The organism is Amycolatopsis sp. GM8 (assembly GCF_021653975.1).
Taxonomy (GTDB): domain Bacteria; phylum Actinomycetota; class Actinomycetes; order Mycobacteriales; family Pseudonocardiaceae; genus Amycolatopsis_E.
Genome location: NZ_JAJKFK010000005.1, coordinates 495,909 through 522,058, shown reverse-complemented (window position 1 = coordinate 522,058; position 26,150 = coordinate 495,909). Strand labels below are relative to the sequence as shown.

23 protein-coding genes are annotated in these 26,150 nt (G+C 71.3%); 16 read left to right on the top strand and 7 right to left on the bottom strand.

What is annotated here, in order from left to right:
- Positions 1-51: 51 nt before the first annotated feature.
- Entirely contained in the window at positions 52-2,685 is a 2,634-nt protein-coding gene (locus LOZ83_RS25950; protein WP_236794269.1) for a bifunctional GNAT family N-acetyltransferase/acetate--CoA ligase family protein, read from the top strand.
- Between the two features lie 7 nt (positions 2,686-2,692).
- Here the strand turns inward: LOZ83_RS25950 and LOZ83_RS25945 are convergent, their stop codons facing one another.
- Positions 2,693-2,914, bottom strand: a complete 222-nt coding sequence (locus tag LOZ83_RS25945; RefSeq protein ID WP_236794268.1) for a hypothetical protein — start codon at positions 2,912-2,914, stop codon at positions 2,693-2,695.
- 142 nt (positions 2,915-3,056) lie between these two features.
- Here LOZ83_RS25945 and LOZ83_RS25940 point away from each other — a divergent pair, with 142 nt between their 5' ends.
- On the top strand, positions 3,057-4,799 hold the full coding sequence (locus LOZ83_RS25940) for a SulP family inorganic anion transporter (protein ID WP_236794267.1): 1,743 nt from the start codon (positions 3,057-3,059) through the stop codon (positions 4,797-4,799).
- A gap of 121 nt (positions 4,800-4,920) precedes the next feature.
- The gene (locus LOZ83_RS25935; RefSeq protein WP_236794266.1) at positions 4,921-5,805 is read left to right on the top strand and encodes a universal stress protein; all 885 of its coding nucleotides are present in this window, start codon (positions 4,921-4,923) and stop codon (positions 5,803-5,805) included.
- Here LOZ83_RS25935 and LOZ83_RS25930 read toward each other — a convergent pair.
- The gene (locus LOZ83_RS25930; protein ID WP_236794265.1) at positions 5,800-6,399 is read right to left on the bottom strand and encodes a hypothetical protein; all 600 of its coding nucleotides are present in this window, start codon (positions 6,397-6,399) and stop codon (positions 5,800-5,802) included. The genes LOZ83_RS25935 and LOZ83_RS25930 overlap by 6 nt on opposite strands.
- 160 nt (positions 6,400-6,559) lie before the next feature.
- On the opposite strand from LOZ83_RS25930, the gene LOZ83_RS25925 reads away from it, so the two are divergent.
- Together LOZ83_RS25925 and LOZ83_RS25920 are read left to right on the top strand one after the other, a co-directional pair.
- Complete coding sequence (locus LOZ83_RS25925) at positions 6,560-6,733, top strand: hypothetical protein (protein WP_236794264.1); 174 nt, start codon at positions 6,560-6,562, stop codon at positions 6,731-6,733.
- Positions 6,730-9,447: an HAD-IC family P-type ATPase gene (locus LOZ83_RS25920; protein WP_236794263.1), complete on the top strand. Its 2,718-nt coding sequence runs from the start codon at positions 6,730-6,732 to the stop codon at positions 9,445-9,447. The genes LOZ83_RS25925 and LOZ83_RS25920 overlap by 4 nt, the downstream gene beginning before the upstream one ends.
- Here the strand turns inward: LOZ83_RS25920 and LOZ83_RS25915 are convergent.
- Positions 9,386-9,622: a PLD nuclease N-terminal domain-containing protein gene (locus LOZ83_RS25915; protein WP_236794262.1), complete on the bottom strand. Its 237-nt coding sequence runs from the start codon at positions 9,620-9,622 to the stop codon at positions 9,386-9,388. The genes LOZ83_RS25920 and LOZ83_RS25915 overlap by 62 nt on opposite strands.
- Before the next feature lie 68 nt (positions 9,623-9,690).
- On the opposite strand from LOZ83_RS25915, the gene LOZ83_RS25910 reads away from it, so the two are divergent.
- The gene (locus LOZ83_RS25910) at positions 9,691-10,092 is read left to right on the top strand and encodes a hypothetical protein (RefSeq protein WP_236794261.1); all 402 of its coding nucleotides are present in this window, start codon (positions 9,691-9,693) and stop codon (positions 10,090-10,092) included.
- On the opposite strand, the gene ftsH is transcribed toward LOZ83_RS25910, so the two are convergent.
- The gene (ftsH, locus tag LOZ83_RS25905; RefSeq protein ID WP_236794260.1) at positions 10,079-11,953 is read right to left on the bottom strand and encodes an ATP-dependent zinc metalloprotease FtsH; all 1,875 of its coding nucleotides are present in this window, start codon (positions 11,951-11,953) and stop codon (positions 10,079-10,081) included. The genes LOZ83_RS25910 and ftsH overlap by 14 nt on opposite strands.
- 144 nt (positions 11,954-12,097) lie before the next feature.
- On the opposite strand from ftsH, the gene LOZ83_RS25900 reads away from it, so the two are divergent.
- The 6 genes from LOZ83_RS25900 to LOZ83_RS25875 all read left to right on the top strand — a co-directional run bounded on the left by LOZ83_RS25900 (position 12,098) and on the right by LOZ83_RS25875 (position 19,229).
- Positions 12,098-12,739, top strand: coding sequence for a CBS domain-containing protein (locus LOZ83_RS25900; protein ID WP_236794259.1), 642 nt, complete (start codon positions 12,098-12,100; stop codon positions 12,737-12,739).
- Between the two features lie 41 nt (positions 12,740-12,780).
- The gene (locus LOZ83_RS25895; RefSeq protein ID WP_236794258.1) at positions 12,781-13,791 is read left to right on the top strand and encodes a zinc-dependent alcohol dehydrogenase; all 1,011 of its coding nucleotides are present in this window, start codon (positions 12,781-12,783) and stop codon (positions 13,789-13,791) included.
- A gap of 5 nt (positions 13,792-13,796) precedes the next feature.
- Positions 13,797-16,565, top strand: a complete 2,769-nt coding sequence (locus LOZ83_RS25890; RefSeq protein ID WP_236794257.1) for a cation-transporting P-type ATPase — start codon at positions 13,797-13,799, stop codon at positions 16,563-16,565.
- Positions 16,566-16,839: 274 nt separating this feature from the next.
- Complete coding sequence (locus LOZ83_RS25885) at positions 16,840-17,118, top strand: 2TM domain-containing protein (RefSeq protein WP_236794256.1); 279 nt, start codon at positions 16,840-16,842, stop codon at positions 17,116-17,118.
- 114 nt (positions 17,119-17,232) lie between these two features.
- Positions 17,233-17,754, top strand: a complete 522-nt coding sequence (locus LOZ83_RS25880; RefSeq protein ID WP_236794255.1) for a flavodoxin domain-containing protein — start codon at positions 17,233-17,235, stop codon at positions 17,752-17,754.
- The gene (locus LOZ83_RS25875) at positions 17,751-19,229 is read left to right on the top strand and encodes a CYTH and CHAD domain-containing protein (RefSeq protein ID WP_236794254.1); all 1,479 of its coding nucleotides are present in this window, start codon (positions 17,751-17,753) and stop codon (positions 19,227-19,229) included. The genes LOZ83_RS25880 and LOZ83_RS25875 overlap by 4 nt, the downstream gene beginning before the upstream one ends.
- Before the next feature lie 7 nt (positions 19,230-19,236).
- On the opposite strand, the gene LOZ83_RS25870 is transcribed toward LOZ83_RS25875, so the two are convergent.
- From LOZ83_RS25870 to LOZ83_RS25860, 3 genes are read right to left on the bottom strand one after another with little or no spacing between them, the layout of a single operon-like run.
- The gene (locus LOZ83_RS25870; RefSeq protein WP_236794253.1) at positions 19,237-20,409 is read right to left on the bottom strand and encodes an esterase family protein; all 1,173 of its coding nucleotides are present in this window, start codon (positions 20,407-20,409) and stop codon (positions 19,237-19,239) included.
- Positions 20,406-21,317 (bottom strand): alpha/beta hydrolase family protein, encoded by a 912-nt coding sequence (locus LOZ83_RS25865; RefSeq protein WP_236794252.1) that lies wholly within the window; start codon positions 21,315-21,317, stop codon positions 20,406-20,408. Before LOZ83_RS25865 ends, LOZ83_RS25870 begins: the two co-directional genes overlap by 4 nt.
- Before the next feature lie 37 nt (positions 21,318-21,354).
- Positions 21,355-21,942, bottom strand: a complete 588-nt coding sequence (locus LOZ83_RS25860) for a hypothetical protein (RefSeq protein ID WP_236794251.1) — start codon at positions 21,940-21,942, stop codon at positions 21,355-21,357.
- A gap of 303 nt (positions 21,943-22,245) precedes the next feature.
- Here LOZ83_RS25860 and LOZ83_RS25855 point away from each other — a divergent pair, with 303 nt between their 5' ends.
- From LOZ83_RS25855 to LOZ83_RS25840, 4 genes are read left to right on the top strand one after another with little or no spacing between them, the layout of a single operon-like run.
- Positions 22,246-22,689 (top strand): hypothetical protein, encoded by a 444-nt coding sequence (locus tag LOZ83_RS25855; RefSeq protein ID WP_236794250.1) that lies wholly within the window; start codon positions 22,246-22,248, stop codon positions 22,687-22,689.
- On the top strand, positions 22,689-23,864 hold the full coding sequence (locus LOZ83_RS25850; protein ID WP_236794249.1) for a CaiB/BaiF CoA-transferase family protein: 1,176 nt from the start codon (positions 22,689-22,691) through the stop codon (positions 23,862-23,864). The genes LOZ83_RS25855 and LOZ83_RS25850 overlap by 1 nt, the downstream gene beginning before the upstream one ends.
- Positions 23,857-24,633, top strand: a complete 777-nt coding sequence (locus LOZ83_RS25845; RefSeq protein ID WP_236794248.1) for an enoyl-CoA hydratase/isomerase family protein — start codon at positions 23,857-23,859, stop codon at positions 24,631-24,633. The genes LOZ83_RS25850 and LOZ83_RS25845 overlap by 8 nt, the downstream gene beginning before the upstream one ends.
- 17 nt (positions 24,634-24,650) lie before the next feature.
- The gene (locus LOZ83_RS25840; RefSeq protein WP_236794247.1) at positions 24,651-26,126 is read left to right on the top strand and encodes an aldehyde dehydrogenase; all 1,476 of its coding nucleotides are present in this window, start codon (positions 24,651-24,653) and stop codon (positions 26,124-26,126) included.
- Positions 26,127-26,150: the final 24 nt, after the last annotated feature.

The following is a 26,150-nucleotide window of genomic DNA, read 5'->3' as shown; positions in this document are numbered from 1 at the left end:
GACCGGATGCGGGCGGGCGGGTGCGCGCCCGCATCCCCGGGGGAGGAAACGATGCCGAGGGACGAGGGTGCCAGCGCGGTGCTGGCCGATGGCGAGGTCGTGCTGATCCGCCCGCTGCGACCGCGGGACGTGGACGCGGTGCTCGCCCTGCACGAAGGGCTCGACGAACGCGACCGGTATCTCCGGTTCTTCGGCTCCCCGTCCGGGCTCGACCGGCTCTGCGCGCGCATCGCGGGTGAACTGGGGCCGACCCATGGTGCGGTCGGCGCGTTCCGGCAGGACCAGCTGATCGGCGTAGCGCATTTCGAGGCCGGCGGTGATCCGGCCGAGGCCGAGGTGGCGCTGGCCGTGGACGGTCACGCGCAGGCGCACGGCGTCGGCACGCTCCTGCTGGAGCACCTGGCATCCGTGGCCCGCGCGCTCGGCATCCGCCGGTTCACCGGCGAGGTGCTCGCCGAGAACACCCGGATGGTCCGGGTCTTCGCGGATCTGGGCCTGCCCTACCGGATGTCGCCGGGCGGACCGGAACGGCAGTTCGTGCTGGTGCTCGAACCGGGCGAGAACTACTGGACGGCGCTGGCCGAACGGGAACGGGTCGCCGATGTGGCGAGCCTGCGCTCGGTGCTGCAGCCCGAGTCCGTCGCGGTGATCGGCGCGAGCCGGTATCCGGGGTCGATCGGTCACGCGGTGCTGCGGAACCTGCTCGACGGCGGCTTTCCGGGGAAGCTGTTCGCGGTGAACCCGCATGCCACCGAAATCTCCGGCGTGCCATGCGCACCGAGCGTGCTGGACCTGCCCGAGTGCCCCGACCTGGCGATCGTCTGCGTGCCGGCCGCAGCCGCGGCGGACGCGGTCGAACAATGCGGACGGTGCGGCGTCCACGCGGTCGTGGTGATCTCGGCCGGGCTGACCGGCACCGGATTCGGTGAGCGGGTGATCGCCGCGGCCCGCACCTACGGCATGCGGCTCGTCGGGCCGAACTGCGTGGGGGTCGCGAACCCCGGCGCCGGGCTGAACGCCACGTTCGTGCCCGGGGCCGTGCCGGCCGGGCCCGTCGGAGTGGTCAGCCAGTCCGGCGGGTTCGGCATCGCGTTGCTCGAATCCTTGCGGCGGCTGGGGATCGGCCTGTCCAGCCTGGTGTCCACCGGCGACAAGTACGACGTGAGCGGCAACGACCTGCTGATGTGGTGGCAACGGGATCCGCAGACCGAGATCGCCGTGCTGTACCTGGAATCCTTCGGCAACCCGCGCAAGTTCGGCCGGCTGGCTCGCGCACTCGCGCGTGAGAAGCCGGTGGTCGCCATCCGCACCGGCGAGACGGAGGTGGCGCAGCGCGCCGCCGCTTCGCACACCGCGGCCGCGGTGACCCCGGCGGTCACCCGGGACGCGCTGTACGAGCAGGCCGGGGTCATCGCCGTCGACAGCATCAGTGAGCTGGTCGAGACCGTTGCCGCGCTGTCCTGGCAGCCGCTGCCCGCCGGCAACCGGGTCGCGGTGCTCAGCAACGCCGGTGGGGCCGGGGTGCTCGCTGCGGACGCGTGCGCGCGGCACGGGCTCACCCTGCCCGATATCCGTGACGAGACACGGGAAAAGCTCCACGCGTTGCTGCCCGAGCACGCTTCGCTACGGAACCCGGTCGACACGACCGCGGGCGTGGACGCCGCCGTGTTCGGTGCCTGCCTGGACGCCGTGCTCGCCGATCCCGGGATCGACGCGGTGCTCGCCGCGACGGTGCCCACCGCGCTCGGCGACCCGATGACCGCCGTGCCCGAGCGAGCGCGCCGGTCGGCCAAACCCGTGCTCGCGGTGCGGCTGGGTCAACTCGGGCACGTCGAACCGCTCGCCGACGACCGCGGACCCGCGACCCCGAGCTACACCGACCCGGCCGGCGCGGCGGCCGCGCTCGGGCACATCACTCGGTACGCGAGGTGGCGCGCGACCCCGGCCGGGACTGTGCCGGAACTGTCCGATGTGGACGCGGCACGCGCGGTGTTGCTGGTGCGTGACTACCTTGCGGCCGGCCGCCGCTGGCTGGCGCCGCTGGAGGTCGCGGATCTGGTGCGCTGCTTCGGTTTGCCGCTCGTGGAAACCCGGTATGTCACCGACGAGGACGGTGCCGCGGCGGTGTTCGGCGAGCTCAAGCGGCCGCTGGCACTGAAGGCCGATGTCGAGGGCGTGCTGCACAAGAGCGCCCAGGGCGGGGTCGTGCTCGACGTCGCCGACGAGGCCGAGGTGCGCGAGGTGGTGCGCGGCTGGCAGCGGCAGTTCGGTGCCGCGTGGCATGGCGCGGTGCTGCAACCGATGGCCGAGCCCGGCCGGGAACTGCTGGTGGGCATCAACTCCGACGCCGTGTTCGGGCCGCTGGTCGTGTTCGGACTCGGCGGCACCGACACCGACCTGGTGGCCGACCGCGCGGCCCGGCTCGCCCCACTGACTGGCATTGACGCCGACCGGTTGCTCGACGGCCTGCGTTCGTCGGCGAAACTGTTCGCCGCTGTCGATCGCGCCGCGGTGCGTGACGTGCTGCTGCGGATCGGCCGGCTCGCCGAACTGCTCCCGGAAGTCGCCGAGCTGGACTTGAATCCGCTGGTGGTGCACGCGTCGGGCTGTGTCGTGCTGGACGCCAGGATCCGCATCGAGCCCAGGACCCCGGTCGACCCGTTCCTGCGCCGGTTGCGGACCTGACGCCCGGTCAGGAGCGAGCCGTCGCCTGCACCAGCGCGTGCAGCTCGTCGATGGACAGGCACTTGCCGCGCTGCACCGGCACCTTCGGCGGCTGCGGCCGGATATCGGTGGCCTTCAGGCCGAGCATGTCCAGCAGCTCTACGAGATCCTCGGCGTCCCGGGCACTGGCGGCGACGGTGCGGACGGCGTGGGCGCGGCGTTCGCACTCGGGCATCTGCGGCTTGTCCATGGTTCGATGCTCGCAGTAATGGCCTCGCCGGCTCGCCGGGCCAAAGGCCCCAGTCATGGGGACGTTCGGCTTCGCGTTGGTCCCTGTCCCGGAGGGACCAACGGCCCTGGCCGCCGGCTCGCACGCGGATCATCGTGACGAGATGCCCTCTCGCCTGCTGGACCGCGCCGTTCCCGGGATCGCGCAGTTCCGGGGCTACCGGCGAACCTGGGTGCGTGGCGATGTACTGGCCGGTATCACCGTCGCCGCGTACCTGGTGCCGCAGGTGATGGCGTACGCGGAGATCGCGGGCCTGCCGCCGGTCGTGGGACTGTGGACCGCGATCGGGCCGCTGGCCGTCTACGCGCTACTGGGTACTTCGCGGCAGCTGTCGGTGGGGCCGGAGTCGACGACGGCGCTGATGACCGCGGCGGCCATCGGGCCGCTCGCGGCGGGCGATCCGGGGCGGTACGCCGCGCTCGCGGCGATGCTCGCGCTGCTGGTCGGCGGTATCTGTGCCGTGGGTGGGCTCGTGCGCGCGGGGGTGGTCGCGGATCTGCTGTCGAAACCCGTGCTGGTCGGCTATCTCGCGGGCATCGCGGTCAGCATGATCGTCAGCCAGCTCGGCACGCTGACCGGCGTTCCGGTGCACGGCCACGATCTGCTCGCGCAGCTGAGTTCCTGGTTCGCCGGTCTCGGCGCCGTGCACTGGCCGACGCTCGCGCTCGGCGCGTCGGTGCTGGTGTTCTTGCTGCTGCTGGCGAGATTCGCGCCCGGGCTGCCCGGGCCGTTGCTGGGGATGGTGCTCGCGGCCGGGTGCGTGTGGGTCTTCGGCTGGCAGCATGCGGGCATTCAGGTCGTCGGGACCGTGCCGACGGGCCTGCCCGTGCCGGGGCTACCGCAGGTCGGCGGCGCTGACCTGCCGCTGCTTTTGTTGCCGGCGCTGGGCATCGCGCTCGTCGGCTTCTCCGACGTCGTGCTCACCGCGCGGGCGTTCGCCCCGCAGGACGGGCGGGCGGTGGACGCGGACCAGGAGTTGCGGGCCCTGGGCGCGACGAACCTCGTCGCCGGGCTGTCCCACGGGTTCCCGGTCAGCTCGAGTGGCAGCCGGACCGCGATCGGGGTGTCCGCCGGCAGCCGCACCCAGCTGTACTCGCTGGTGGCGCTCGCGACCGTGCTCGTCGTGCTGTTCGCCGGCCGTTCGGTGCTCGCCGCGTTCCCGAGCGCGGCCCTGGGCGCGGTCGTGGTGTACGCCGCCTTCAAGCTGATCAGGCCGGGTGAGTTCCGGCGGTTCGCCGCGTTCCGCCGCAGCGAGCTGGTACTGGCGCTGGCGACCACGGCCGGGGTGCTGGGGCTCGGTGTGCTCTACGGTGTTCTGGTCGCGATTGGACTGTCCATTCTGGATTTGCTGCGGCGGGTGGCCAGACCGCACGCCGCCGTGCTCGGGTTCGTGCCGGGAGTGCCCGGGATGCACGACATCGGCGACTACGCGGGCGCGGAGAAGGTGCCGGGACTGGTGGTCTACCGCTACGACGCGCCGTTGTGTTTCGCCAACGCGCAGGACTTCCACGACCGTGCGCTGCGCGCGGTCACCCCCGGTACCGAATGGTTCCTGCTCAACACGGAGGCCACGGTCGAGGTCGACGTCACCGGCCTCGACGCGCTCGACGGGTTGCGCAAGGAGCTGAACCGGCGGGGCATCAGGTTCGCGCTGGCCAGGGCCAAGCGCGAGCTGTACGACGAGCTCGTCGCGGCCGGGCTGGTGCGGAAGATCGGGGAGGAGAACCTGTTCCCGACCTTGCCCGCCGCGGTCGCGGCTTACGTGCGTGGCTACCGCACCGCACATGGGCGGCTGCCCGAGGGGATGACCGCACCGGTCCTGCCGCCCAACCCGATGGCCCCTTAGGCCTGGCGCAAAGGGACTTCAGGCTCTCGCCACGGCGCACCGCGTCCCAGGACGCTGATCGCAGACCGAACCAGGAGGATTCCATGTGGGGCACGGATATCAAGCGTCCGGAGGAGAAGGCATGAGCTGGGGAATCGTGGCCGGAGTCGACGGCACCCGGGCGTCGCTGCGGGGTGTGTCGTGGGCGGCGGAGGAAGCGGCGTTGCGTAACGAGCCGCTGTTCGTCGTCAACGCGTTCGGGATCGCGGACGTGTTCTACGGTGGGGCGCTGCCACCGAGCGGCTGGCTGGAGGCGCGGCGAACCGAATCGGAGACCATCGTCGGAGCGGCGGTGACCGCGGTCGAAGAGCGGTACGCCCGGCTGGAGATCGTGCGGGAGTCCGTTGTGGACGCTCCGATCCCGTTGCTGCTCCAGCGTTCCGAGGACGCCCGGATGATCGTGCTCGGTTCCGCCGGGCGGGGCGTGCTGGGTGACCTGCTGGCGGGCTCGACCGCCTCGGCGCTGGTCGCGCACGCGAAGTGCCCGGTGGCGGTGATCCGCGGCGAGGACCGCCTGGAGGCCCCCGTGGTCGTTGGCGTGGACGGCAGCGCGGCCGGCGAGCCCGCGCTGGTGATGGCTTTCGAGGAGGCCTCGCTGCGCAAGGCGCCGCTGGTGGCCGTGCATTCCTGGTCGGACGCGGACTCGGCGCAGGTGTTCGCTGCGGCGCGGGCCGCCTATGGCGACTTCGAACCGTTGCGGGACGCGGAAAAGCGTGTACTCGCCGAGGCGCTGGCGGGCTGGCAGGAGAAATACCCGGACGTGACGGTGCAGCGGGTCCTCGAAGAGGACCGGCCGCGGCAGCGGCTGCTGGACTGGAGCCGCCGGGCGCGACTGGTCGTGGTCGGCAGCCGCGGCCGGGGCGGGTTCACCGGGCTGCTGCTGGGTTCCACCAGCCAGGCACTCGTCCAGCACGCCGAATGTCCTGTACTGGTGGCCCGTTCCGCAGCGAAGGACGGCGGGTCATGAGTCGCTGATCGCGTGGCGGGCGGCGGCCCGCAGTGTCGCCGCCTGCACCGCTCCGACGAACGGCGCGACAACGGTCCAGTAGGCGCGGAACTTGTTGCGGCTGGTGGCATCCGTGAGCGCGACGCGGATGTCGTAGGTCAGCAGTGACCGCGACTGCCCGTAGGGCGCGGCCGAAAGGGAGAACACGATCTTGCCGTAGCCGGGTTCGTCGAAGTCGATGAACTCAGCCAATTCCGTGTGCCGCCATTCGATGACGGGCTTCCAGAACTTGCCGATGACCCCGGCCGCGATCTCCGCGCCGGGCCGCTCGCCGAGAATGAGCCATTCCGAGCCGGCGGCCATGTCGTCGAACTTCAGCCGGGTCGGCGTGCGCGGCGGCCGGTGATGGCGGTCGTGCCAGCGTTCGGGCAGCCCGCGCACCCAGAACGCGGCGTTCACGATGCCGCCGCCGACCTCCATGAAGTCGAGGTCCCGCAGCGCGCGGTAGGCGCGCTCGACCGGCGCGGCCACCACCAGGTGCCGCGTCTGCATGAAGTCGTACCGCGGCGCGAACTTGTCGACGAGCAGCTCGCCGCGGGTCTCGGTGGTGGTCATCTTCAGCACCGCCTTTCTGTCGTGTCACCTCGACCGTCATCCGCGGCGGCCCCGCGCGAAAGAGCCGAAGGTCCCCGGACTCCGGCGGACGTTCGGCTCTGGTGCCGCGCCCGCGCGCGGCCGAGGCTGGCAGTGATCCACAATGGACGGGAGAAGTGCCATGAACGAAAGGGAAAGCGCCCAGGCAGCCCGCGAGGCACGGGAGGCCGCGGGTGAACGCGCGTCGTCGCACACCACCGAGCAACTCGCCGAACGGGCCATCAAGCAGTACCTGATGACCCAGCACCGGGACGACCAGCACGAGGACGTCGAGAAGAACGACGACGACAAGTGACCCGGCCGGCGGCCGGGCGCACGCAGGCCACGGACGAGCCCACCGGCTTCCACTCCGTTCCGGCCGAGGTGGCCGCGGCGCGTCTGGGCACCGATCCCGCCACCGGGCTGACCGCGGCGCAGGCGAAGGAGCGGCTCGACCAGTACGGGCCGAACAGGCTCGAAGCCGCCCGGGGTCCGGGCGTGCTGCGGCGGCTGGTGGCCCAGATCCGGGACCCGCTGGTGTATGTGCTGCTGGCGGCCGGGGTGGTCACGGCTGTGTTCGGTGGCTATCTCGACGCGACCGTGATCGCCGGGGTCGTCGTGCTCAACGCCGCCATCGGGTACGTGCAGGAGTCCCGCGCCCAGCGGGCCCTGGACGCGCTCGCCCGGATGGTGCGTGCCGAGGCGACCGTGGTCCGCGACCACCTCGCCGTCCGGCTGCCCGCCGAGGACCTGGTGCCGGGGGACGTCGTCGAGCTGACCGCGGGGGACCAGGTGCCCGCGGACGTCCGGCTCGTCGAGACGCATCTGCTCGAAGTGGACGAGTCCGCGCTGACCGGCGAATCGCTGCCGGTCGGCAAGCAGACCGGTGAGCTGCCGGACGGCACCTCGCTCGCCGACCGGGTGAACATGGCCTACTCGGGCACGATGGTGACCCGCGGCTCGGCCCGCGCGCTCGTCACCGCGACCGGCGCGGGCACCCAGCTCGGCGCGATCCACCGGATGGTCGCCACGGCCGGCACCGTGACGACCCCGCTGACCCGCAAGCTCGCCGGGTTCTCGCAGCAACTGAGCATCGGCATCGTGCTCATCGCCGCGATCGCGTTCGCCATCGGCGTCCTGCGCGGCACGGGCATCCCCGAGATGTTCACCGCGGCCGTCGCGCTGGCGGTCGGCGCGATCCCGGAGGGACTGCCGGCGGCCGTGTCGATCGTGCTCGCCATCGGCGTGGTCCGGATGTCGCGCCGCCGCTCGGTGGTGCGGCACCTGCCCGCCGTCGAAACCCTCGGCAGCACCACGGTGATCTGCACCGACAAGACCGGCACGCTGACCCGCAACCGGATGACGGTCACGGCGATCTCCGCCGCCGGCCGCACCGTCGAAGCGAGCACGCTGCCGCTGGAGATCGACGAGGCGCTTCGGGAGTGCGCTCGCGCCGGGGTGCTGTGCAGCGAGGCCGGTCTGTCCTTTGTGGACGGACATTGGACCGGTCAGGGCGACCCGACGGAGACCGCGCTGATCCCGGTCGCCGAGCTGGCCGGACTCGACCCGGGTGCGCTGCGCGCCGAGTGCCCGCGCGTGGACCTGCTGCCGTTCGAGTCCGAACGTCGCTTGATGGCGACCGCACACCCCGGCGGCGTCGCGTACGCCAAGGGGGCGGTGGAGGAGATCCTCGCGCGGTGCGACCGGGAACTGCGCGCCGACGGGAGCACCGGCCCACTGGACGCCGAGCGGGCGCACCGGGTGCAACAGGAGATCGCCGGACAGGGGCTGCGGGTACTCGCCTTCGCCCGCTTCCGCCACGACGTCTCGCTGGCGGAAGAGATCGACGAGGGTGGCTGGATCCTGCTGGGTTTCCAGGCCCTGCAGGATCCGCCGCGGCCCGAGGCGCTCACCGCGATCGCGGCGTGCCGCAGTGCCGGGATCGCGGTCAAGATGATCACCGGCGACCACGCGGACACCGCCCGCGCCATCGGCAGGGCCGTCGGGCTGGCCGAGGAGCCGGTGGTCGTCACCGGCGCCGAACTCGACGAGCTGGACGACGACCGGCTGGCCGAGACGGCGGACCGCACGACGGTGTTCGCGCGGGTGTCGCCGGGCCAGAAACTCCGTCTGGTCAAGGCTTTCCAGGCCGGCGGGCAGATCGTCGCGATGACCGGGGACGGGGTGAACGACGCGCCCGCGCTGCGCCGCGCCGACATCGGGGTCGCGATGGGCCGCGGCGGCACCGACGCGGCGCGGCACGCGGCGGACATGGTGCTCACCGACGACGACTTCGCCGCGATCGAGTCCGCCGTCGAGGAGGGCCGCGGGGTGTTCGACAACCTGCGGAAGTTCCTGGCCTGGACGTTGCCGACCAACATCGGGGAAGGCATGGTCATCCTCGTCGCGATCGTGCTCGGCGCGACGCTGCCGATCGTGCCGGTGCAGATCCTGTGGATCAACATGACCACCGCGGTGTTCCTCGGTCTCACCCTGGCGTTCGAACCGAAGGAACCCGGCATCATGCGCCGCGCGCCGCGCCCGCCGGGCCGGCCGCTGTTCACGCCGGACCTGATGCGCCGCACCGGGCTGATCTCGCTGCTGCTCGTGGTCGCCGCGTTCGCCGCCTATCAGTGGGAACTGGACGCCGGGGCGTCGGTGGCCGCAGCGCGCACGGTCGCGATCGACCTGTTCGTGTGCGTGCAGATCGGGTACCTGGTCAGCTGCCGGTCGCTGGACCGGCCGGTGCTGCGGGCGTGGCCGCGCGGGAACCGGATGTTCGCCGCGGGCATCGGCATCACGGTGGCGCTGCAGCTGCTGTTCACGTATCTGCCGGGGATGAACACGATCTTCCACACCGCCCCGATCGGCGCCGGCGCGTGGTTGCGGATCCTCGGCGCGACGGTGCTCGCGTTCCTCCTGGTGGAGGTGGACAAGCTGGTGTGGAGCCGGATCCGGCGGAACAAGGTCAGGCGTCGATCTCCGGCAGGGGCTTGCGGCCGAAGCGCAGGTAGGCCAGCGGTCCGATGAAGTTCACCGCGATCGCGATCGCCCAGGCGAGCTTCGGGCCGCGGACGGCGGCGGCCGGACGCCGCGACAGGTCCCACCAGGCGAACCCGGCGAGCGTGAACTGCACCGCCGCCGTGCCGATGATGGCGCCCCGCTGCCCGGGGCTCAGCTGCGACCATCTCTTCTTGCCGTCCATGACTTTTGTCCTTCCAGCCGGGACGTGCGGCCCTGTGCCGAACGATGCCAGCTTCGCATAGTGAGGGCATGAGCAGACTCGAGTGGCACACCGAGACCCGGCGGCGGCCGTGGCTGGCCGCGTTCACGGGTCTGATCGCGATCCTCGCGTTCGCCGGCGCGGCCGGACTGATGACCGGCACGCTCGGGCTCGGCGACGACATCATCGCCCGGCTTCCGTTCGGTAGCGCGGTGTTCGGCGGCATCGCGCTCGCGCTCGTCGTCGGCGTGCCGATGGCCGTCGTGTGCTACCTCGGTTCCCGGCCCGGCACCCGGACCAGCGGCGCCGCGGTCGTCGCCGGTTCGCTGCTGATCGGCTGGATCGCCGTCGAGATCGCGTTCGTGCAGACCTACAGCTGGCTGCAGCCGGTCTTCGCGTTCGCGGGCGTCGCGGTCGCCTACGCAGGGCTGCGGGACGTCAGGAAACGGTGAGGCTTTCCGCAAGGACGGCCAGCACGACGCTGCCGTCGACGGTCTCGTGCTCCATGAGCTGCCCGGCAAGACGGTCGAGCGCGGGCCGGTGCCCAGTGAGCAGGGTGACGGCGCGCTTCTCGGCTTCGCGTAGCAGGCGGCCGATCTCCTGGTCGACAATGCGTTGCGTCTCCTCCGAGTACCGGTGCCCGCCGTCGTTCACCGCGCCGGGCAGGTAGGCCGCGTCGTTCGACGGGTAGCCGATGGGGCCGAGCGCGGGGGACAGCCCGAACTCGATGACCATGCGGGTGGCCAGTTCCGTCGCGCCCGACAGGTCGTTCGCGGCGCCGGTCGAGCCCTGGCCGAACACGACCAGCTCGGCCGCGCGCCCGCCGAGCCGCACGGCCAGCAGGTCCATCAGGTAGGCCTCGCTGTAGAGGTGGCGTTCGGCTTCGGGGAGCTGTTCGGTGGCGCCCAGGGCCATCCCGGCGGGCAGGATGGTCACCTTCGCGACCGGGTCGGCGTGCTCGCACAGCGCGGCGACCAGCGCGTGCCCGGACTCGTGCACGGCGACCGACCGGCGTTCCTCGGGCAGCAGCGCGTTGGAGGTTTCGCGGCGGCCGAGCAGGACCCGGTCCCGTGCCGCGGCCAGGTCCTCGCCGGTGATCACCGTGCGCTCGTCGCGGACGGCGTTGATGGCGCCCTCGTTGACGAGGTTCGCCAGGTCCGCGCCCGAGAAACCCGGTGTGCCACGGGCGATCCGCTCGAGATCCACGCCGGGCGCGAGGTGCTTGTCCGCCACGTGCACCCGCAGGATCGCGGCCCGCTCGGCCTGGTTCGGCAGCGGAACGGTGACCTGCCGGTCGAACCGGCCGGGCCGCAGCAGGGCGGCGTCGAGCGTCTCGGGCCGGTTGGTCGCGGCCAGCACCACGGTGCCGCCGCCCTGGTCGAACCCGTCCATTTCGGACAGAAGCTGGTTGAGGGTCTGCTCGCGCTCGTCGTGCACGCCCACCCCGCCGATCCCACGGCGGCTGCCGACCGCGTCGATCTCGTCGATGAAGATGATCGACGGCGCGCGGTCGCGGGCCTCGGTGAACAGGTCCCGCACCCGGGACGCCCCGACACCGACGAACATCTCCACGAACGCCGAGCCGGTGACCGACAGGAACGGCACGCTCGCCTCGCCGGCGACCGCGCGGGCCAGCAGCGTCTTGCCCGTCCCCGGTGGCCCGACCATGATCACGCCGCGCGGCCCTTTCGCCCCGGCCGCGGCATAGCGTTCGGGGTTGCGCAGGAAGTCGACGATCTCGCTGACCTCCTGCTTCACGCCTTCGTAGCCGGCGATGTCGGCGAAGCGGGTGGTCGGCCGCTCGGCTTCGATGATCTTCGCCTTGGACCGGCCGAACCCGCCCAGCCCGCCCGCGAGCGAACGTTGTGCCGCCCGGCCGCTCCACGCGATGAACGCGACGATCAGCGCCACCGGTCCCAGGATCAGCAGCATGGTCACCCAGGCCGGTGTGCCCGAGGACACCTTGGCGGTGATCGGCACGTGGTGCGCCTCCAGCCGCTGGTCGAGCTGCGGGTCGCCGAGCGCGGTCGGGACCTGGCTGGTGAAACCCGAATTGTCGGCCAGCGTGCCGGTCACCGCCCCCTTGTCGTCGATCTCGACCGACTTCACCTGACCGGCGTCCACTTTGGACAGAAGGTCGGTGTAGGACAGGGACGGCGTCGCCGGCGCGCTCAGCATGCTCGGCAGGAACAGCAGCAGCATCCCGGCCAGTAGCCCGAGCGGCCAGATCCACGCCCGCCACCCGGACGGCCGCGGGGGTTCGGGCTTGGGCACGGGGTCCGGGGGCGGACCCGACTTCGCCGTACGCGACATGACGGTCCTTTCGTCGCAACCCAGCCAACCGTGGCGGAAGGGCCTTGGGGAGCGGCGAAAGTCCTTGCGCGCCGGGGCGGAAGTCTCTCCCGCGGGCGCGCCGGCCCTGCCTACCTTCGGATCGACCGATCATGGAGGTAGAAGATGCGAACCCTGACTGTCGGCGAGGTCATGACCCGGGACGTGTGCGCGGTCCCGCCGGACGCCGAGTTCAAGGAGATCGCCGTACTGCTGGCCCGCCGGCGGATCAGCGCGGTGCCGGTCGTCGAGAACGGCGGAACCCTGCTCGGCGTGGTTTCCGAGGCGGATCTGCTGCCCAAGGAGGAGCACGTGGGTGAGCGGACCCGGCACGCCGGCCACCGGGTACGGCGGCACAAGGCGGAGGCGTCGCGGGCGCGGGATCTGATGACCGCGCCGGCACGCACGATCGACATCGACGTGCCGCTGCCGGTCGCGGCACGGGAACTGGCCGCATCCGGGATGCGCCGGCTGTTCGTAATGGACGGCGAGCGGCTGGTGGGGGTGCTGGCCCGGCGCGACCTGCTCGGCGTGTTCCTGCGGCCGGACGGCGAACTCAAGGCCGAAATCGAGACCGAGGTGTTCGGGCACGCGCTGCTCGCGTCGCCCGGCTGCTACTCGGTGACCGTCCGCGGCGGCGAAGTCCTGCTGCTGGGCCGGGTCGAGCGCCGTAGTCAGGTCACGGCCGCCGGCAAGCTGACCGCACTGGTGCCCGGCGTCGTCGAGGTCCGCAACCGCCTCGACTACGTCTGGGACGACCAGCACTGACCACATCAGACAGTCGATATAGGACAGTTAAGGAGAACGCCATGAAAGCCGCAGTGGTCCCGGAACTCGGTGCCAAGCTGGAAATCCGTGAGCTGCCGGTACCCGAGCCGGGGCCCGGGCAGGTGCTGGTCCGGATGGAGGCCAGCGGGGTCTGTCACACCGACATCCACGCCGCGCACGGCGACTGGCCGGTCAAGCCCGAGCCGCCGTTCGTGCCGGGGCACGAGGGCGTGGGCGTCGTCGAGAAGCTCGGCCCGGGTGCCGGCCTGCACGGGGTGGGTGAGCGGGTCGCGATCGCGTGGCTGGGTTCGGCGTGCGGTACCTGCGGGCACTGCGTGTCCGGCTGGGAGACCTTGTGCGAAGCACAGCAGAACAGTGGTTACTCGATCGATGGTGCCTACGCCGAGTACGCCGTCGCGGACGATCGTTACGTCGTCACCGTCCCGCCCGAGGTCTCGTCGTTCGAGGCGGCGCCGCTGACCTGCGCGGGGGTGACCACGTTCAAGGCCATCAAGGTGTCCAGGCTGGCGCCGGGCGAAACGGCGGCCGTGTTCGGCATCGGCGGCCTCGGGCACCTCGCCCTGCAGTACGCCCGGCTGGCCGGTGCCCGGGTCATCGCCGTCGACCTCGAAGACGAAAAGCTGGACCTAGCGCTCGATCTCGGCGCGGACGAGATCGTCAACGCCCGGCGCCGCGACCCGGTCGAAGCCATCCGTGCGTACGGTGGCGCCGACGTGTCGGTCGCGCTCGCGACCTCGTCGCAGGCGTTCGACCAGGCCTACGGCGCGCTGCGGCGCGGCGGCCGGCTGGTGTGCGTCGCGCTGCCCGCCGACGGGCGGATCGACTTACCGATTTTCGACACGGTGCTCGGGGGCAAGTCGGTCATCGGCTCGATCGTCGGTACCCGTAAGGACCTCGCCGACGTGTTCGCGCTGTACGCCGCCGGCCGGACCAGGATCATCGCCGAGACCCGCTCGCTCGACGACGTCAACGTGTGCTTCGACGACGTGCTCGCCGGCCGGGTCCCCGCCCGCCTGGTGTTCGAATTCTGACGGCCATGACCGAAACCCTGGAGGACGACCCGGCGGCGTGGCTCGACCCCACCGAACGAATCGACCTGTTGCTGCGTGACCTGCGCAGCGCCAGGTCGGGGCTGACCGATCGCGAGGCCCGCCGCCGTCTCCTCACCGCGGGCCGCAACGAGTTGCGCAGGCGCGGCGGCTGGACCTGGCCGCGGCAGCTGGCCCGCCAGTTCACCCACCCGCTAGCGCTGCTGCTGTGGGCGGCCGCCGGACTGGCCTGGGCCGTGGGCATCGAACCGGTGGCGGTCGCGGTCATCGTGGTGATCCTGATCAACGCCGTGTTCGCGTTCGTGCAGGAACGACACGCGGAACGCGCCGTCGAGGCACTCGCCGCGTTCCTGCCCCCGCGGGCGAAAGTGCTGCGGGACGGTCAGGTCCGGGTGATCGACGCGGTCGAACTGGTGCCCGGCGATGTGCTCGTGATCGAGGAGGGCGACCGGATTTCGGCCGACGCGCGGCTGATCGGCGGCGGCGTCGAGGTGGATCTGTCCACTTTGACCGGTGAGTCGATGCCGGTGTACCGGGCGGCGGACCTGCTGGACACCCAGGTACCCGTGCAGCAGGCCCGTGACCTGGTGTTCAGCGGCACGACCTGCACCGGCGGCGAGGCCCGCGCGGTCGTCTTCGCCACCGGGATGCACACGGAACTCGGCCGCATCGCCGCGTTGTCGCAGCGGGTCGAACGCGACGAAAGCCCGCTGGAGAAGCAGGTGCGGCGGGTGGCGTGGCTGATCGCGCTGATCTCCGTGGTGCTGGGCGTGGCGTTCCTGCCGATCGCGACGTTCGGCGCGGGCCTGTCGTTCGTCAACGCGGTCGTGTTCGCGGTCGGCCTGCTGGTGGGAAACGTGCCGGAGGGGCTGCTCCCGGTCATCACGCTCGCGCTCGCCATCGGCGTGCGTGGGCTGGCCCGGCGGGGTGCGGTCGTGCGGCGGTTGAGCGCGGTCGAAACCCTCGGCTCGACCGACGTGATCTGCACCGACAAGACGGGAACCCTTACGGAGAACCGGATGCGGGTCACGGCCATCGAGCCGCCGCGGGACGAGGTGGCGCTCGCGCGCTTGGCGTCGGCGATGGTCCTGTGCAACAACGCCCGCCTGTCCGAGGACGGCATCGGCACCGGCGACCCCACCGAGGTGGCGTTGCTCGAGGCCGCCGCCGATCTGGGCCCGATGGAGTCCGGTGAGCGCGAACGGCAGTTCCACTTCGATCCCGGGCGCAAGCGGATGTCCACTGTGGATCGACGGGCCGAAGGGCTGGTGATCTCCGCGAAGGGCGCGCCGGAAACGATGTTGCCGCTGTGCTCGGCGGAACTCGGTGCCGGCGGGACGACGGTGCCGCTCACGCCGCGGCGGCGCGAAGAGCTGGAGTCGCTTGTGGACGGTCAGGCGCGGGAGGGCAGGCGGGTGCTCGCAATCGCCGACCGCCGGCTGGAACCGGGGGAGTCCGTACCGGAGAACCCCGGCGACGCGGAGCGGGACCTCGTGCTGCTCGGTCTGGTCGCGATGGTGGACCCACCGCGCAAGGAGGTCGCGGTCGCGGTCGCCGACTGCCACACCGCGGGCATCCGGATCATCGTCATCACCGGTGACCACGGCCTCACCGCGACCGCCATCGCCCGCCAGACCGGCATCGTGCGGGGCGAGCCCGCCGTCGTCAACGGCGAGGACCTGGACCGCCTGAGCGAGGACGACCTCGACGCGCTGCTCGCGGGCCCGGATGAGCTCATTTTCGCGCGCTCCTCACCGGAAGCGAAGCTGCGCATCGCCGACGCCCTGCGCGCGACCGGTCACGTCGTCGCGATGACCGGCGACGGCGTCAACGACGCACCCGCGTTGCGGCGCGCGGACATCGGTGTGGCGATGGGCCGCTCGGGCACCGACGTGGCCCGCGAGGCGGCGACGATGGTGCTGACCGACGACAACTTCGCCACCATCACCGCGGCCGTGCAGGCCGGGCGGCGGGTCTACGACAATATTCGTAAGTTCATCTTCTACATCTTCGCCCACGCCACCCCGGAAGTGGTGCCGTTCCTGGTGTTCGCGCTGTCCGGCGGCACCATTCCCTTGCCACTGACGGTGTTGCAGCTGCTGGCCTTCGACGTCGGCACCGAGACACTGCCCGCGCTGGCACTGGGCAGGGAACCGGCCGAGCCCGGCCTCATGGACCGCCCGCCGCGCAAACGCGGGGCGTCGGTCATCCAGACCCCGATGCTGTTGCGGGCCTGGCTTTTCCTCGGCGTGCTGTGCGCCGCGCTGGCGATGGGCGGGTTTTTCTATGTCCTGCTGAAAGCGGGCTGGCATCCCGGCGACCCGACCGGCGCCGGGACACCGCTGAACCACGCCTACCGGCAGGCCACCACGATGACGTTCTTCGGCATGATCGCCGGGCAGATCGGCACCGCGTTCGCCGCCCGCACCGACCGTGCCTCGCTCCGTTCCATCGGCGTGTTCTCCAATCCCTTGCTGCTGTGGGGAATCGCCTTCGAACTCGCCCTCGCCGCGGTCATCATCTACGTGCCGGCCCTGCAGGACCTGCTCGGCACCGCGGCCCTCACCCCGGACATGCTCGCGCTGACCGCCCCGTACCCCGTCATCGTCTGGGGCGCCGACGAGCTACGCCGCTGGTTCATCCGCGCCCACGGCGCCCGTCAGGCGGCGACCAGCGTCGACCAGGAGTCCGCCGAAGTCCATCGCGCGGGTTCGGCCAGCAGTTCGTCGCGCCGCACCCCGGGCAGGACCGCGTAATCGATCGACGCCGGATCGCGGCCGTGCACCCACCGCAGCCGGAACCCGACCACGAGCACACAAGGGTCGGCGGGCGGCGGACCGTCCACTGTGGTCTCCCGGTAGACGCGGCGGGGTCGCGCGAGCGGTGGCTACTGGCCAAAGCGGGCGCGGCGCCGATGACGGTGGTCACCGGCGCCGGATTGCGGCGACCATTGCCGCGAACGGGGGGACCTTCGTCCATGGCGGGCCTTCCGCGCCCGGCCGACCATGGGGGGCGAGGAGGTGGTCAGCCATGACCGAACAAGGCACTCCGGACGAGCCCGACCGCCGCGCGGAGGCGATCGCCAGGCTGAAGAAGAAGCGGGAGTTCTTCCAGCACCTGCTGGTCTACGTCCTGATGAACGGGCTGATCGTGGTGATCTGGTGGCTCGTCGCCGACGGCGGCTTCTTCTGGCCGGTCTTCCCCATCGGCTTCTGGGGCATCGGCCTGGTCATGCACGGGTGGGACACCTTCGCCCCGGGACGCGTGACCGAACGACGGATCCGCCGAGAGATGGACCGCCTGCCTTGACCCGTGCGCCGACGGAACCACGGGAAAGGGCCGTTGGTCCCCTCGGCGGTATCCCGATGACTCTGACCACCGTGCACGCCCGCGCGCATGGTGGGGCCGGAAGGAAGGTGCGTCATGAAGGTTCTTGTCGCTGTCGCCAGTAAACACGGCGCCACCCGGGAGATCGCCGACGAGATCGGCAACACCTTGCGGGCGAAGCTGGGCGAACGTGCCGAGGTCGAGGTGCTGTTCGCCGCGAACGTCGCCACGATTGCCGGCTACGACGCGGTCGTGCTGGGCAGCGCTGTCTACATGGGACACTGGATGACCGAGGCCACCGATTTCGTGCACCGGTACCAGGAGGCGCTGCGCACGATGCCCGTGTGGATGTTCTCCAGCGGTCCGGTCGGCACGCCGCCCAAACCGCTCGAGGAACCGCTGGAGATCGGGAAACTGCGGTGGCTGGCCTACGCGCGGGGACACCGCGTGTTCGCGGGCCGGATCGACCGGCACCGGCTCGGCCTCGGTGACCGTGCCGTGGTCGCGGCGCTGCGGGTGCACGACGGGGATTACCGGAACTGGGAGGAAATCCGGTCCTGGGCCGCGACGATCGCCACCGCGCTGAGGCGTGTGCGGGAGCGCGCCCACACGCCATGACCCGGGGCACGGCGGTGCGCGAGGTGGAGCGCAAGTACGAGCTGCCACCGGGGTGTGACGTGCCCGCGTTGTCGGAGGTGCCCGGTGTCGGGAGCGAGACCGGGCCGGAGCGTGTGACACTCGACGCCGTCTACTACGACACGGCGGACCTGCGCCTGCTCAGGCACGGCGTGACCCTGCGCTGCCGCCGCGGCGGCGACGACGCCGGTTGGCACCTGAAGATCCCCGCCGGAGAAGACGCTCGCACCGAGATTCGGCTGCCCAGCCAGGACAGCGTGCCGCGCGAGCTGGCCGCCATGGTCCGCTCGTACACCCGGGCCGAGCCATTGGCACCGCAGGCTCGCCTGCACACCGACCGCACGCGCCGCGTATTGCTGGACTCCGGCGAAATCCCGCTGGCCGAGGTCGTGGTGGACCGGGTCGACGCCACCGGTCCGGACGGCCAGCCGCACCGATGGTCCGAAGTGGAGGTCGAACTGGCCGCGGGCGGTCCGAGCCTGGCCGACGCGGTCGAGGCCCGGTTGCGGGACGCGGGGATCACGCGGTCGGCCAGCCCGGCGAAGGTCGCGCGCGTGCTCGGTGTCCCGCGCCGGATGGCACCGGAACTCGACCGCGAGTCCACGGCCGGCGAGGTTGTCCTGGCGTACCTGCGTGAGCAGGCCGCGGTGCTCGCGGCGTGCGATGTCGCGGTTCGCCGCGACGAACCCGATGCGGTGCACCGGATGCGAGTGGCGGCCCGCCGGGCCCGCAGCACGCTGCGCAGCTACCGGACGTTGTTGCGCAATCCGCCCGATGCCCTGGCCGGCGAGCTCGGCTGGCTCGGTGTCCAGCTCGGCGCGGCCCGGGATGTCGAGGTGCAGTGGGCCCGGCTGGTGGCGCGCCTGGACGAGGAGCGCGAGCCGGCTGACGAACGGGTTCGCGCGCGGCTGGACCGGTTCTTTGCCGATCGGGCGGAACGGGCACGCGGAGTGGCCATCGAGGCGCTGGACTCGGATCGGTATCTGCGGTTGCTCGATGCCCTCGATCTGGTTGACACGAACGCCAAGGCCGAGCACGGGGCTGTGAAGGTGATTCCGAAGGCCCTGGCGGCCGTGGTGTCTACTGTGGACACCAGGGTGCGGGCCGTGGACGCCGCTCCGCCGGGCGCGGACCGTGATGAGCTGGTGCACCGGGTGCGCAAGGCGGCCAAGCGGTTGCGGTACGCCGCCGAGGCCGCCCGCCCGCTGAATCGGTCGGCCGCTCATGCCGCGCTGGCTCGGTTCATCGGACTGCAGGATCTGCTGGGCGAGTACCAGGACGCGGTCGTCGCGCGGGCGCAACTGCGCGAACTGGCGGCGGATTCGGGCGACGGGTTCGTCTTCGGCGTGCTCTACCAGCGGGAACGGGAGATCGCCGACGCGCAGGTGGCACGCCTCGACCACGCCTGGCGGCAGGCTAAGCGAGCCCTCAAGCCGTTGCTGGTCCACGAGTCGTGATCCGTTGTCATCCCGGCTTCCCGCCGAACGCCTGGTCGGCGAAGACCAGCAGGTACGGCAGGGTCGCACGCGCGGTGTGCCAGGTGTGGTTGAACCCGTGCCCGATGTGGACGACGGCGATCTGCCCCCGGGCGCGGAGCGCGGCGGCGATCCGCTGAGCGGTCGTCACGTCGGCAGGGGCGCCGCTGCCGCCGGTGAGCAGGACCGCGACCGGCCCGGTGAACTTCATCGTGGGCAGGTAATCCCGGGGCGTGTTGGCTGCGAGCAGTTTCCGGTCCGTGCCGAGCAGGCCGGCGTCGTCGCCGAGCGTGTCGTACGGCAGGGTCAGCAGCAGTACGCCGAACCGGCCGACCTGGTGCAGGCCGACATTGAGCGCGGCGAAAGCACCGCCGGACATCCCGCCGAGTGCGCGGTGGGCACGGTCGGCGACCGTGCGGTAGCGGTGGTCGATCTGGTCCACCACGGTCCGGGTCAGGTAGGTCTCCAGCCGCGGCCCGCCCGGTACGTCGAGACCTTCCCAATCCCGGCTGGGCTGCCCCGCGGTGAGGTCGACGCTGACGACGATCGTCGGCGCGAGCGCCCGATGGTGATAGAGCAGCCGCAGTGTCGTTAGTGCGTCGCCGGCGGTGAGCCAGTCCTCGGGACCGCCATAGGGATACCCGTGGATCAGGTATACGACGGGGTACCGCCGCCCGGCATTGACCGGATCCGCGTAACCCGGCGGGAGCAGTACATAGCTCCGGCCGGAGGGCACCGCCAGTGCCGGGTCGGGCAGGTCCACCAGCTCGACCGACCCCGCGTCCGGTCCGGCCGGCAGGTGGTCGCGCCACGGACGGCTTCTGGTCGGCGCGGGCTCGCCGCCGCCGAGCAGGCCGCCCAGGGCGCGGGCGGGTCCGCCGCCTCGTGCCAGGAGACGGCCGAGGTCGTGCACGGTGCGGACGTAGCCGACATAGCTGTTGAGCCCGGTCACGCCCGCGAGCAGCGCACAACACACCGCGACGACGACAACCCGGCGGCGGACGCGCGTGCGACGGCGGAAAACGATTGCGAGAACCACGCAGGCGACCGCCACGGCGGTGAAAGTGGCCCAGATCAGAGGTGACTCCAACGGGCCGAGCTGACGTGCCTCCCGGGCGACTTCGTCGGGGATCGTCGGGTCACCCGGGACCGCGAATCTCATCCCGGCACTCGGTCCAGGCCCAGCCGCTGGGCGAGCCAAGGCAGCGACTGGCGGAAGAACTCGGCCCACAGGCTCCACTCGTGCCCGCCCGGCAACGTTTTCCACTGCACCTGCATGCCCGCGCGGCGGCACGCCTGGAAAACGGTCTGCTGCTCGGACGTGTACGGCTCGTCGTCGGCGCCGACCGTGATCATTCCCGCGGTGCCACGGAACGTCCGCTGGGCCAGGATCGCGAGCGGGTCCTGACGGCGGTAGGCCGTGTTGTCACCGGCGAAGATGTCGTTCACGGCCGCGGCGACCGTGTCGTGCATCGGGCGTTCCTCACCGGAGAAGTCGGCGAACGTGGGGAACTGCGCCGGGTGGCGCACGGCCAGCTCGTAGGCGCAGGTGCCGCCGTAGGACAGCCCGGCGACCGCCCAGTGCCGGGAATCCGGGTCGGCGGCCAGGTTCTGGGTGACCCAGCGCGGGACGTCGCGGCTGAGGTACGTGTCCAGCTTGGCGCGCGGGCTGTCCATGCACAGCAGGTCTTCGTCGCCGGTTCCGGTGTCGTCGGGCGCGACCACGATGGGGGCCACACCCGCGTGCCCCGCGGCGAACTCATCCAGCGCCGGCTGGATCTCACCGCTGGTGAACCAGTCGCCGGTGTTGCCGGGCACACCGGCCAGCATGACCAGCACGGGCAGCCGCTGGGCCTGACCGGGGTGGTAGCCGGGCGGCAGGTACAGATGCGCGTCACGGGCCGCGAAACCCGATGCGGTGGCCGGAATCGTCACCGTCGAAACCGTGCCGGTCACCGGCGGCGGCGGGTCTTCCGACACGAGGTCGGGACCGGCGGGCGCGTCACCGCACGCCGCGACGAGGGCAGCGGCCAGCACCAGCACGGCGAGCACCGCAACATTTCGCGCCATCGTTCCCCAGTCGTCCTCCCGGTCGTGCCCGCACAGTTCACGACCGGTGCTGTGAGGACGCTGAGAAGGCCGACACCGTCGCGACCGCCGCCGAGAGACAGGCCGGCCACGGCGTTCCGGAGCCGTACACCGCCGCGTCGATCTCGGTCACCCGAACACCGCTTGCCCGCTCCTCGGCACGAAGTGCCTCCGCGAACATCCGCATTGCCGACGCACTCGCCCGTCCGACCACGGATCGCTCCGGCGAGACCGGCCGCTCGATGATCACGTGGCCGTGCTCGCGACGCAGCGCGGGCAGCAGCCGCCGGGTCACCGCCGCCACGGTGAAAATGTCCCGCCGGAAAACGTCCGTCCATTGTTCGACCGGCGTGCCGGCGACCGACCCGGCCACGGCAGGCGCGGCGCAATGCACCAGCGCGCACACCTTCGTCATCCCGGGCGGACGATCATCCCGATCGATCCACCAGCACCGGCCGCGCGGCACACCGAACGAGTCCGCCTGGTGCGTTTCGAAGTCGTCGTGACAGGCCAACCACACCGTGAAGTGGGTCGCCAATGCGCCGACGACCGCGCCGCCGCAGCTCCCGGCGACCCCACTGACCACCGCGACCGGTCTCGCATCCATCAGCCCACCGTCCTAGCCTCGGCCCCAAGCTAGCCACCCTTCGTTGAGCGGAAGCTGAGTGCCGACGCCGGTGCGAGATCGTCTGAGCCGCCGCTGGGAGGCAGGCCCCGGTTGGCGCTTCGCGATGGGCGACATGTTGCGTTCGTACTAATTTAGTCTATGGTGGTTGACATAGAGTTGGTCTCCTTGTTCTACTCTCTTGCCCCCCCGAGACCGTGACGACGCCACTACATGGACCCGAGGACGACAGCCAGATGAAGACCCGCCGTGCCCTGCCCCTCAACGCCGAGGAGGTCCAGATCCATGTCTGAAACCCAAGAGCCGAAAATCCAGGCAGCCCGGGACGAGCATTCGGTCCGCACGCCACCGCTGTTCGCCGGGCGGTCGCGGGCCCGGCAGTCCGTCGCTGTGATCGTCATTCCGATCCTGTTCGGTGTCGTGGCGGCCTTCATGCTCAAGTGGGCGGAGCCGGCCTGGTGGACGTGGCAGGGCCTCGGCATCCTCGGCGCTACCATCGCCGGGCTCGAGCACCTGCGCTGGTGGTCGGCCGCCCTGCGCGGAGCCGTCGCGGGGCTGGTCGCCGCCCTGACCGTGGTCGGCATCCACACCTTCCTGCCCGGCAAGGACATGACGGACTTCGACCCGGTGGCCTTCCCGATCTACGCGTTCATCGCGTCCGCCGGACTGCACGCACTCGGTACGGTGCTGCGCCGCCGCACCCCCGCCACGGGTGTGGACGCCGCATAGTGGATTCGTTCGAACCGGCCCTGGCGGGCCTGCGGGTCGTCGATCTGAGCTCCACCCTGATGGGGCCGTACTGCACGATGCTGCTGGCCCAATGGGGCGCCGAAGTGGTGAAGGTCGAGCCACCCCAAGGGGATCCGGCCCGCTACATCGACGACATCCACGGCACCGGGATGGGCCCGTTCTTCCTCAATGCGAACCGCGGCAAGCGCAGCGTCGTGCTGGATCTCAAGTCACCGGCGGGCGCGGAGTCACTGTCCGGGCTGCTGGACTGGTGTGACGTCGTCGTGCACGCGCTGCGGCCCGATTCGGCGCGGGACCTCGGTTTGGACGCCGACAGCATCGTGCGGCGCCATCCGCGCTGTGTCGCCCTCGCGTTCCGCGGCTTCGGCCGGGGCGGTCCGGCCGCCGACGAGCCCGCCTACGACGACATCATCCAGGCCCGCAGCGGCGTGGCCGACCTGCAGCGGACCGGAGCCGACCCGGCCTACGTCCGCAGCGCGCTGACCGACAAGGTCGTCGGGCTCTACGGGACCGCCGCCCTGCTCGCCGCGCTCCGGCAGCGGGACCGGACCGGCCGGGGAGTCGCGCTGGACATCCCGATGCTCGAGACCATGACCGCCTTCAACCTCGTCGACCAGCAGGGCGGACACGTGTTCGACCCGCCGGCCGGGCCGCCGGGCTACGGCCGGACCGCGTCGAAACACCGCCGCCCCTACGCCACCAAGGACGGCGCCGTGTCCGTCCTCATCTACACCGACCGGCATTGGCGGGTGTTCTTCGACCTCATCGGCCGGCCCGAACTGGCCGAATCACCCCGCTACCGCACGATCCGCGAACGCACCCAGCACATCGACGAGCTCTACCAGCTCGTCGCCGAAAAGCTCGCCGAGCGCACCAGCCGGGAATGGATCGACCTGCTGGGGTCCCACAAGATCCCGATCGGCCCGGTCAACCGGCTGGCCGAGCTGGCCGGCGACCCCCAGCTCGTCGCCACGGGCTTCTTCACCCCGGTCGAGCACCCCTCCGAAGGTCCCTTGCGGTTGCCCCGCGCGACCGGGCCCACCGGCACCAACCCGCCACCACAACGCGACTGGGCCCCGCTGCTCGGCGCCGACACCGAGAGCGTGCTCGCCATGCTCACCCCCGCCACCACGAATGGGACGGTCGATGGCTGAGCTGGACTACGACAAGACCGGGCCGGTCGCGACCATCACCCTCAACCGTCCGGACCGCAAGAACGCCCTCACCATCGACATGCTCGGCGACTGGGTGCGGGCGTTGCTCGACGCCCAGGCGGACAACGCGATCCGAGCCATCGTCGTGACCGGAGCCGCTGACGCGTTCTGCTCCGGCATCGACCTCGAAGTGCTGGCCGAGCACGGCAACGACCCGGTCTGGGTCAAGCAGGCGCTCACCCGGCACGTCCATCAGGTGGCCCTCACGCTCGAACAGGTCGACAAGCCAGTCATCGCGGCCATCCCCGGGGCCGCGGTCGGCGCCGGCATGGACATGGCCCTGCTGTGCGACTATCGCATCGCCTCACCCGCGGCCACCTTCAGTGAGGGCTACATCCGGGTCGGCGCCGTCCCCGGTGACGGCGGCTGCTGGCTCCTCCCGCGCGTTGTCGGCACTTCACGCGCGCTCCGTCTACTGTGGACCGGCGAATCCGTGCCCGCCGAGCAGGCCCTGGCGCTCGGCATCGTCGACGAACTCACCGACGATCCGTTAGCCGCCGCCGCTGAGTTCGCCGAACTGCTCGCCAACCGGCCACCCTTGGCGGTCCAGGTCATCAAGCGCGCCGTCCGGCAGGGCGCCCGCCACGACCTGCCCACCGCGCTCGACCTCATCTCGTCACACTTCGCCATGATCGCCGCGACCGGCGACGCGACCGAAGCGCTCGACGCCTTCCGAACCGGACGCGCCCCCACTTTCCACGGAAACTGACCGGGTAGAGGACTGTCATGAGTTCGACCATCGCCTTTGACTCGCTGGAGAAACCGGGCCGGATGCTGATCGCCGGCCAGTGGCGTGCGGCCCGCAGCGGCAACGTCTTCGACGTCCGCGACCCGGGCACCGGGGAGATCGTCAGTCAGGTCGCCGAGGCGGCCGAGTCCGATGTGGACGATGCGGTCGCCGCGGCACGCGAGGCCTTCGAGGACGGCCGGTGGGGCCGGCTGTCCGGCGCCCAGCGCGCCGCCGTGCTGTGGCGGGTGGCGGATCTGGTCGAAGCGAACCTCGACCAGATCGCCGACCTGGAGAGCCTGAACCTGGGCAACCCGGTCCCGCAGGCGCGGCTGATGCTGGGCGAGGTCGTCAGCCAGTTCCGCTACTACGCGGGCTGGGCGGACAAGATTCACGGCACGACGGTCGATATCGGGACGGCGGACCGGCGGTTCGAGGGGCGCACCCTCCGCGAGCCCGTCGGCGTGGCCGGGATGATCGTGCCCTGGAACGCGCCCTTGGCGGCCGCCGCGCTGAAGGTGGCGCCGGCGCTGGCCGCCGGGTGCACCTGCGTGCTGAAGCCCTCGGAGGAGACCCCGCTGTCCGCGTTGTGGCTCGGGCGGATCCTGCTCGAAGCCGGTGTGCCCGATGGTGTCGTCAATATCGTTACGGGGTACGGAGTTCCGGTGGGCGCGGCCATTGCCGCGCACGACGACATCGACAAGGTGAGCTTCACGGGCTCCACCGCGGTCGGCCGGAGCATCGTCCGCGCCGCGGCCGGGAACCTCAAGAAGCTGCAGCTCGAACTCGGGGGCAAGTCGCCCGTGATCGTCCTGCCCGACGCGGACCTCGACGCGGCCGTGCAAGGCATCGCGTCCGGCATCTTCTGGAACACCGGTCAGATCTGCGCCGCGGGCACCAGGCTTTTCGCCCATGACGACGTCTACGACGAGCTGGTCGAGGGAATCGCGGCCGTCGGGCAGTCCCTCAAGCTGGGGTACCGGACCGAGCCGGGGGTCGATCTGGGCCCGTTGATCTCCGAACGGCAACTGGAGCGCGTCACGGGCTATGTGCGGGGCGGTGTCGCCGAAGGGGCGAAGATCGTGACCGGTGGCCGGCAGGTCGGGGACCGCGGCTACTTCTTCGCGCCGACGGTCGTCACCGAGGTCGATCCCGCCATGACGCTGATGAAGGAAGAGATCTTCGGGCCCGTCATCGGCGCGATGCGGTTCTCCGACGTCGACGCGGCGGTGGCGGCCGCGAACGACAGCACGTACGGCCTCGCCGCCAGTGTCTGGACCCGGGACGTCGGCTGGGCGCATGCGGTGGCCCGCCGGCTCCGGGTGGGACGCGTCGGCGTCAACGTGCATCGCGCCGGAGGCGTGCAGATGCCGATGGGCGGCTACCGCCAATCCGGCTGGGGCCGGGAGAACGGCTTCGAAGCGATCGACGGGTATCTGGAGACGAAGTCGGTCATCACCCTGCTCGATCGTTGATACACGGACCGCTTGGCAGGAAAG

Excerpts from the sequence above, each read along its gene's own strand:
- LOZ83_RS25940 (WP_236794267.1), top strand. The coding sequence starts at position 3,057 with ATGCCCTCTCGCCTGCTGGACCGCGCCGTTCCCGGGATCGCGCAGTTC.
- ftsH (WP_236794260.1), bottom strand. The coding sequence starts at position 11,953 with ATGTCGCGTACGGCGAAGTCGGGTCCGCCCCCGGACCCCGTGCCCAAG.
- LOZ83_RS25890 (WP_236794257.1), top strand. The coding sequence starts at position 13,797 with ATGACCGAAACCCTGGAGGACGACCCGGCGGCGTGGCTCGACCCCACC.
- LOZ83_RS25855 (WP_236794250.1), top strand. The coding sequence starts at position 22,246 with ATGTCTGAAACCCAAGAGCCGAAAATCCAGGCAGCCCGGGACGAGCAT.
- LOZ83_RS25870 (WP_236794253.1), bottom strand. The coding sequence starts at position 20,409 with ATGAGATTCGCGGTCCCGGGTGACCCGACGATCCCCGACGAAGTCGCC.
- LOZ83_RS25885 (WP_236794256.1), top strand. The coding sequence starts at position 16,840 with ATGACCGAACAAGGCACTCCGGACGAGCCCGACCGCCGCGCGGAGGCG.
- LOZ83_RS25845 (WP_236794248.1), top strand. The coding sequence starts at position 23,857 with ATGGCTGAGCTGGACTACGACAAGACCGGGCCGGTCGCGACCATCACC.
- LOZ83_RS25895 (WP_236794258.1), top strand. The coding sequence starts at position 12,781 with ATGAAAGCCGCAGTGGTCCCGGAACTCGGTGCCAAGCTGGAAATCCGT.
- LOZ83_RS25925 (WP_236794264.1), top strand. The coding sequence starts at position 6,560 with ATGAACGAAAGGGAAAGCGCCCAGGCAGCCCGCGAGGCACGGGAGGCC.
- LOZ83_RS25915 (WP_236794262.1), bottom strand. The coding sequence starts at position 9,622 with ATGGACGGCAAGAAGAGATGGTCGCAGCTGAGCCCCGGGCAGCGGGGC.
- LOZ83_RS25840 (WP_236794247.1), top strand. The coding sequence starts at position 24,651 with ATGAGTTCGACCATCGCCTTTGACTCGCTGGAGAAACCGGGCCGGATG.
- LOZ83_RS25900 (WP_236794259.1), top strand. The coding sequence starts at position 12,098 with ATGCGAACCCTGACTGTCGGCGAGGTCATGACCCGGGACGTGTGCGCG.
- LOZ83_RS25935 (WP_236794266.1), top strand. The coding sequence starts at position 4,921 with ATGAGCTGGGGAATCGTGGCCGGAGTCGACGGCACCCGGGCGTCGCTG.
- LOZ83_RS25865 (WP_236794252.1), bottom strand. The coding sequence starts at position 21,317 with ATGGCGCGAAATGTTGCGGTGCTCGCCGTGCTGGTGCTGGCCGCTGCC.
- LOZ83_RS25875 (WP_236794254.1), top strand. The coding sequence starts at position 17,751 with ATGACCCGGGGCACGGCGGTGCGCGAGGTGGAGCGCAAGTACGAGCTG.
- LOZ83_RS25930 (WP_236794265.1), bottom strand. The coding sequence starts at position 6,399 with ATGACCACCACCGAGACCCGCGGCGAGCTGCTCGTCGACAAGTTCGCG.
- LOZ83_RS25910 (WP_236794261.1), top strand. The coding sequence starts at position 9,691 with ATGAGCAGACTCGAGTGGCACACCGAGACCCGGCGGCGGCCGTGGCTG.
- LOZ83_RS25950 (WP_236794269.1), top strand. The coding sequence starts at position 52 with ATGCCGAGGGACGAGGGTGCCAGCGCGGTGCTGGCCGATGGCGAGGTC.
- LOZ83_RS25880 (WP_236794255.1), top strand. The coding sequence starts at position 17,233 with ATGAAGGTTCTTGTCGCTGTCGCCAGTAAACACGGCGCCACCCGGGAG.
- LOZ83_RS25860 (WP_236794251.1), bottom strand. The coding sequence starts at position 21,942 with ATGGATGCGAGACCGGTCGCGGTGGTCAGTGGGGTCGCCGGGAGCTGC.
- LOZ83_RS25945 (WP_236794268.1), bottom strand. The coding sequence starts at position 2,914 with ATGGACAAGCCGCAGATGCCCGAGTGCGAACGCCGCGCCCACGCCGTC.